Source organism: Cupriavidus sp. SIMBA_020, assembly GCF_046535395.1.
Taxonomy (GTDB): domain Bacteria; phylum Pseudomonadota; class Gammaproteobacteria; order Burkholderiales; family Burkholderiaceae; genus Cupriavidus; species Cupriavidus campinensis.
The window spans coordinates 1-233 of the sequence record NZ_JAWRWU010001733.1; the positions used below are offsets into that span (position 1 = coordinate 1).

1 pseudogene is annotated in these 233 nt (G+C 66.5%); it reads left to right on the forward strand.

From position 1 onward, the window contains the following. Positions 1–233 (forward strand): annotated as a pseudogene (locus SB751_RS35550) (PKHD-type hydroxylase); the annotation flags it as partial.

Here is a 233-nt window from a genome sequence, read left to right on the forward strand (position 1 = left end):
GTCCGAGCAGCATCCGCTGGCGCAGGAACTCGGCAACCTGATCCTGCAGCGCCTGTCCGGCAACAACCTGTTCATGTCGGCGGCGCTGCCGCGCAAGATCTTCCCGCCGCTGTTCAACCGCTACGAGGGTGGCGAGGCCTTCGGTTATCACGTCGACAACGCCGTGCGCGGCATCGCCGGCACCGCCGAGCGGGTGCGCACCGACCTGTCGGCCACGCTGTTTTTTTCCGATC